Source organism: Photobacterium chitinilyticum (assembly GCF_004104355.1).
GTDB lineage: Bacteria > Pseudomonadota > Gammaproteobacteria > Enterobacterales > Vibrionaceae > Photobacterium > Photobacterium chitinilyticum.
In genome coordinates this window covers 1-755 of record NZ_RJLM01000110.1, presented here as the reverse complement: position 1 = coordinate 755, position 755 = coordinate 1, and the positions used below count along the sequence as shown (strand labels likewise).

Sequence of the window (755 nt, the reverse complement as noted above, 5' to 3'; positions counted from 1 at the left end):
TGGCGGTAGCGTGCATTGAAGTTGAGTAGGTTACTTGGAGCTCGCCATAACAAAGGTATCAAGGTGACGCGTTTGACTCGGCGGTTTTGGTTCGGAGTTCTGTGCGCTTGGTGGGTTAATCGTGGCGCACCTTATCCCAGGCGTTATGAAAAGAGGGCTATCTATGAATAATGAGCAAATAAGTGCTGTTTTTGATATTCTGTTTTTTATTCTCTTTCTTGTCATTTTTCTTTTAGCTTTTTATAACTTGATGAAAGGTTTAGCTATAAAGTCAGTTATAGCCAATGAAATTAACAAGAAAGGTATAGATAAAAGGACAAGTGTGCATTTCTCGTATTTTGAAAGTGAAGTGGTGCGTGTTTTAGGTGATAAAAAGGAAGTTAGAAACCTATACATTATTTCACGAAAATATGTCCTTAGAGGGGTGTTTTTTATGTTTGTTGGTGGTTTGATGATTACCTTTGGCTCATGATTTGGTAGCAAGTTATAAAAGTAAGATACAATGATTATCAGAGGGAATTTAGTAGAGTACAGCTCTGGGTATATTATATTAAGATCTGTTACTAAAAGTGGCGATTGTTGGAAATGATCGTTTTGTGGCATTATTCATAACAAACGACTATGGCGTCAATAGATAATTTTAAGCTGTTTTTGCATCCCATAGGGCGCCATCTCGCAGCATAGAATTTAAGATGTTAATCATCTTCCTGACGCAGGCGATAATGGCCACTTTTTTCGGTTTTCCTTCTGCCAGA

1 protein-coding gene and 1 pseudogene are annotated in these 755 nt (G+C 37.6%); one reads left to right on the top strand and one right to left on the bottom strand.

Annotated features, from left to right (window positions below):
* Positions 1-163 precede the first annotated feature (163 nt).
* Positions 164-472: a hypothetical protein gene (locus tag EDI28_RS26100; protein ID WP_128786707.1), complete on the top strand. Its 309-nt coding sequence runs from the start codon at positions 164-166 to the stop codon at positions 470-472.
* Positions 473-640: 168 nt separating this feature from the next.
* On the opposite strand, the pseudogene EDI28_RS26095 reads toward EDI28_RS26100, so the two are convergent.
* A pseudogene (locus tag EDI28_RS26095) lies at positions 641-755 on the bottom strand (IS110 family transposase); the annotation flags it as partial.

Coding starts and splice junctions, on each gene's coding strand:
- EDI28_RS26100 (WP_128786707.1), top strand. CDS start 164: ATGAATAATGAGCAAATAAGTGCTGTTTTTGATATTCTGTTTTTTATT.